We start from the raw sequence: 4,927 nt of genomic DNA on the forward strand, positions 1-4,927 counted from the left end.
CGCCCCGGGGCACCGGCAGCGCTCATGCGCCGCCGGTGAGCGCGGCGGCCAGCTCGTCGGGGCGGGCGGCGAACGGCGAATGGCTGCCCGGCAGCGACCGCACGGTGAAGGGCTGGTCCGGCATGGCCGCGTCGGCCTCCGCGATCATCAGGTCCTGTATCGCGGGGGTGCACGCCCAGTCCTCGGCGCACCGGATGAAGGTGCGCGGAATCCGGCCCCACCGCTCCCGGGTCAGGGCGATCGGGGTGGTCGGCACCGCGAAGGGCAGATCGGGGCTCAGGGCCTGGTACCAGCGGGCGAAGGACCCGGCCGGGACGTCGTGGTAGTGGGTCAGCCGCAGCTCCTCCACGTACGCCGGATCGACGGAGAACGGATTGATCCGGAACGCGCCGATGGCCTCCGGGTCGCCCAGCATCAGCCCCTGCCCCCGTCCGGTCGCGGTCTGCTCGGGGGCCGACAGATAGTCGGCGAAGCGGGGGCGCCCGGCGGGGACGAAGGACGACAGATGGATCAGCTCGTCGACGAGTTCGGGTGCCCGCTCGGCGGCCAGGGAGGCCGAGGCGCCACCGGCGCTGTGCGAGACCAGGGCGACCTTCGGATACCGGCGCACCGATCGCAGCGCGGCCACGACGGCTCCGGCGCACTCCTCCAGGGTCAGCCCGGCCAGCGCCGACTTCTCGGTGGCGAAACCCGGCTGGCCGGGGAGGTGATGGCCCGAGGGCAGCGGTGCCTCGAAGCCGTGCCCCGGCAGATCGACGGCGAGGCTCGCCGCGCCGAGCCGGGCCAGGGCACGCTGGGTGGACGCCCACTGCCAGGACGCATGCCAGGCGCCGTGGACCAGCACGAACACGGTGCCGGAGGGGGCGGGGGCGGAGGAAACGGGGCCGGGATGGTCATCGCCCGAGGGCGTTCCGGAACTCTTGGCACTCATGGCACTCATGGAGAACAGTCCACCGCCAAGGCGTGGCGTTATCCACCGCTATATCTGACAACCCCGCGGCCGATATCTCCTGGATATCGGCTCGGCTATCCTCGGTCCGATGGAGTCACGACATCTCCGGTACGCCCTGGCGGTGGCCGAGCACCAGCATTTCGGACGGGCGGCCGCCGCCCTCGGGATCGCCCAGCCCCCGCTGTCCCAGCAGATCGCGGCGCTGGAGCGGGAGCTGGGCGCGCGGCTCTTCGACCGTACGGCGCGGGGCGTGTTCCCAACCGCCGCGGGCGAGGCGTTCCTGGCCAGGGCGCGCCGGGCGCTGGCCGAGATGTCGGCCGCCGTATCGGACGCGGGCCGGGCCGCCCGGGGCGAGACGGGACGGCTGCGGCTCGGCTTCATCGGCTCGGCGCTGCTGGAGCTGCTGCCGTCCGTGCTGGGCCAGTTCATCCGGGACCGGCCCGAAGTGCGGCTGGGGCTGGCGGAGATGTCGACACGCCGGTCCACGGCGGCACTGCTCGCGGGCGAGCTGGACATCGCCATCGGTCGCGGCGGGCCCCGGGGCGCGGGTGCCGAGGATCTGGTGTCGGTCACGGTCGGCCGGGACCATCTGGTGGCGGTCGTAGGCGCCGCCCATCCGTTCGCCGGGCAGTCGAAGGTGAGCGTCGAGCAACTCAGGGGGCAGCACCTGATCGTGGCACCCGCGGATGAGGAACCGGCGGTCGCCGCCTGGCTGACCGCGCTGCTGGACGAGGGCACGGAGGCGTCGACCCCCGCGCGGTCAGGTGGGGTCACCGAGGCGTGGGACGCCCACACCATCATCGGGCTGGCCTCGTGCGGGGTCGGGGTGGGGCTCGGCCCGGCATGTCTGCGGGTGGCGGCGCGACCGGACGTCCAGGTGTGCGAGGTGAGCCCCCGGGTGGAACTGCCGGAACTGGTGATGTCCTTCCGCTCCCAGGACCGCTCCCCCGTACTGGCGGCCTTCCTGGACATCACCCGAGAGCGGTGCCCAGGGGTAGCCGAGCAACTCGAACGCCGCCTGGGCCCACGCTGACGGCCCACCACCGGCCGACCCGGTCAATCCAGCCCCTCCGGCCGCGCAACCCAGCCCCTCCGGGCCCGACAATCCAGCCCCTCCGGCGTTTGAGGAGCGGGGTCCTGGGGCGGAGCCCCGGCGAGGGCCGGGGGCAACCCAATCCAGCCCCTCCGGCGTTTGAGGAGCGGGGTCCTGGGGCGGAGCCCCGGCGAGGGCCGGGGGCAACCCAATCCAGCCCCTCCGGCGTTTGAGGAGCGGGGTCCTGGGGCGGAGCCCCGGCGAGGGCCGGGGGCAACCCAATCCAGCCCCTCCGGCGTTTGAGGAGCGGGGTCCTGGGGCGGAGCCCCGGCGAGGGCCGGGGGCAACCCAAACCAGCCCCTCCGGCGTTTGAGGAGCGGGGCCCAGGGGCGGAGCCCCGGCGGGGGCCGGGGCCGGGCCCCGGTTGTGGGAAGGGGCGGGTAGGGGAAAGCCTCGACATGCGGCTCCACCCCGTGGCCCGCCGTACCCCCCTAGTCCGTAAAGCGCTCCCCACGCTCAGCCTTCTCCAACAGCAGCTCAGTCGGAGCAAACCGCTCCCCGTACGCCGCCTCCAACTCCCGTGCACGGGCCACGAAACCGGCCACGCCGCCCTCGTAGCCGTTGATGTACTGCATCACCCCGCCCGTCCAGCCGGGGAAGCCGATGCCGAGGATGGAGCCGATGTTGGCGTCGGCGACGGAGGTCAGCACACCCTCCTCCAGCAGCCGCACCGTGTCGATGGCCTCGCTGAAGAGCATCCGCTCCATCATGTCCTCGAGGGGAATGCGGTTGCCCTCGCTCCCGACACCCCCGGAAGCCCCCGACCCCCCGGACCCACCCCGCCCAAAATGCTCCCGCAACCCCGCCCACAGCCGACCCCGCTTGCCGGTGGCCTCGTCGTAGTCGTAGAAGCCCGCCCCGCCACTGCGGCCTGGGCGCCCGAACTCCTCCACCATGCGGTCGAGCACCGCGTCGGCCGGATGCGGCCGCCACTCGCCGCCCGCCGCCTCGGTCGCCCGGCGCGTCTCCTCGCGGATCTTGCGCGGCAGGGTCAGGGTCAGCTCGTCCATCAGGGAGAGCACCTTGGCCGGGTATCCGGCCTGGGCCGCGGCCTGTTCCACGGAGGCGGGGTCGACGCCCTCCCCCACCATCGCCACGCCCTCGTTGAGGAAGTGGCCGATGACGCGGGAGGTGAAGAAGCCGCGGGAGTCATTGACCACGATCGGGGTCTTGTTGATCTGCCGCACCAGATCGAAGGCGCGGGCCAGCGCCTTGTCGCCGGTGCGCTCGCCCTTGATGATCTCGACCAGCGGCATCTTGTCAACGGGCGAGAAGAAGTGCAGTCCGATGAAGTCGTCGGCGCGCTGCACCCCCTCGGCGAGCAGGGTGATGGGGAGGGTGGAGGTGTTGGAGCACAGCAGGGCGTCCGGGGCGACGACGCCCTCGACCTCCTGGAACACCTTGTGCTTGAGCGCCGGGTCCTCGAAGACCGCCTCGATGACCGCGTCACAGCCCTCCAGGTCGCGCAGATCACCGGTGGGGGTGATCCGGGCCAGCAGCGCGTCCCGCTTGGCCTCGGTGGTCCGGCCCTTGGTGAGCGCCTTGGCCAGCAGCCCCTCGGCATACGCCTTGCCCTTGGCGGCGGCCTCCGCGGACACGTCCTTGAGGACGACCTCGATGCCCGCCTTGGCACATGAGTACGCGATGCCCGCTCCCATCATCCCGGCGCCCAGCACCGCGACCTTACGGACCTGACCGGGCTCGATCCCCTGGGGCCGGTTGGCCCCGGAGTTGACCGCCTGTAGATCGAAGAAGAACGCCTGGATCATGTTCTTGGCGGTCTGGCCGACGACCAGCTCGGTGAAGTACCGGGCCTCGATGGTCTGCGCGGTCTCGAAGTCCACCTGGGACCCCTCGACGGCGGCAGCCAGGATATTGCGCTGCGCCGGGTAGGGCGCGCCGCCTAGCTGCTTGCGCAGATTGGCGGGGAAGGCGGGCAGATTGACGGCGAACTTCGGCTGCGCCGGGGTGCCGCCCGGGATCCGGTAGTCCTTGTCGTCCCAGGGCTGTGCCGATTCGGGGTGGGCGTCGATGAAGGCCCGCGCCCGGGTCAGCATCTCCTCAGGGGTGGCCACGACCTCGTGCACCAGCCCCGCCTCCTGGGCGCGCCGGGGGCTGTATCGCGCCCCCTGGAGCAGCCACTTGAGCAGCGCGTCGGTGACGCCCAGCAGCCGTACGGTACGGGCGACGCCCCCGCTGCCCGGGAGCAGGCCCAGGGTGACCTCGGGGAAGCCGATCCGGGAACCGGGGGCGTCGAGGGCGATGCGGTGGTGGCAGGAGAGCGCGATCTCCAGCCCGCCGCCGAGCGCGGCGCCGTTGATCGCGGCGACCACGGGCTTGCCGAGGGTTTCGATCCGGCGCAGTCCGCGCTTGATGCGGAGGTTCTTCTCATAGACCTCCTGGGCCTGGTCGGGCCCGATCCGGAGGAGGTCGTTGAGGTCGCCGCCGGCGAAGAAGGTCTTTTTGGCGGAGGTGACGATGATGCCGCGAATGGTGTCCCGCTCGGCCTCGACGCGGTCGGCGATCGCGTCGAGGGAGTCGATGAACGCGGCGTTCATGGTGTTGGCGGACTGGTCGGGGTCGTCGAGCACCAGGGTGACGACGCCCTCGTCGTCCTGCTCCCAGCGGATGGTCGAGGCGGTGGTGGGGTGGCTCATCTGAGGTCTCCAGGGCGAAGGGGAAGGGCGCGGGGAGGGGGCGGGAAGGGGCGGGGAGGGGAACAGCCCGCCGCAGGCGTCACGATCCGTCGGTGGCCCCCTAGAGCCGCTCGACCACCGTCGCGATGCCCATTCCGCCTCCCACGCACAGCGTCACCAGCCCGAACCGCCCGTCGCGCCGCTCCAGCTCGTCGATCACCGTGCCGAGGATCATCGCGCCGGTCG

Annotated in this window: 3 protein-coding genes and 1 pseudogene; 1 reads left to right on the plus strand and 3 read right to left on the minus strand. The window is 72.3% G+C overall.

The window, feature by feature from the left end; translation table 11 throughout:
- Positions 1–22 precede the first annotated feature (22 nt).
- On the minus strand, positions 23–931 hold the full coding sequence (locus KN815_RS34790; RefSeq protein WP_216345838.1) for an alpha/beta fold hydrolase: 909 nt from the start codon (positions 929–931) through the stop codon (positions 23–25).
- A gap of 109 nt (positions 932–1,040) precedes the next feature.
- On the opposite strand from KN815_RS34790, the gene KN815_RS34795 reads away from it, so the two are divergent.
- A complete protein-coding gene (locus tag KN815_RS34795; RefSeq protein ID WP_216345839.1) occupies positions 1,041–1,985 on the plus strand; it encodes a LysR family transcriptional regulator in 945 nt (314 codons plus the stop codon).
- 491 nt (positions 1,986–2,476) lie between these two features.
- Here KN815_RS34795 and KN815_RS34800 read toward each other — a convergent pair whose 3' ends face one another.
- Positions 2,477–4,702, minus strand: coding sequence for a 3-hydroxyacyl-CoA dehydrogenase NAD-binding domain-containing protein (locus tag KN815_RS34800; protein WP_216345840.1), 2,226 nt, complete (start codon positions 4,700–4,702; stop codon positions 2,477–2,479).
- 100 nt (positions 4,703–4,802) lie between these two features.
- A pseudogene (locus KN815_RS51710) lies at positions 4,803–4,927 on the minus strand (acetyl-CoA C-acetyltransferase); the annotation flags it as partial.

It is taken from the genome of Streptomyces niphimycinicus (assembly GCF_018883605.1).
Lineage (GTDB): Bacteria > Actinomycetota > Actinomycetes > Streptomycetales > Streptomycetaceae > Streptomyces > Streptomyces niphimycinicus.

What these genes read in the sequence shown, in the direction of transcription:
- KN815_RS34790 (WP_216345838.1), bottom strand. Translation starts at nt 931, where the DNA reads ATGAGTGCCAAGAGTTCCGGAACGCCCTCGGGCGATGACCATCCCGGC.
- KN815_RS34795 (WP_216345839.1), top strand. Translation starts at nt 1,041, where the DNA reads ATGGAGTCACGACATCTCCGGTACGCCCTGGCGGTGGCCGAGCACCAG.
- KN815_RS34800 (WP_216345840.1), bottom strand. Translation starts at nt 4,702, where the DNA reads ATGAGCCACCCCACCACCGCCTCGACCATCCGCTGGGAGCAGGACGAC.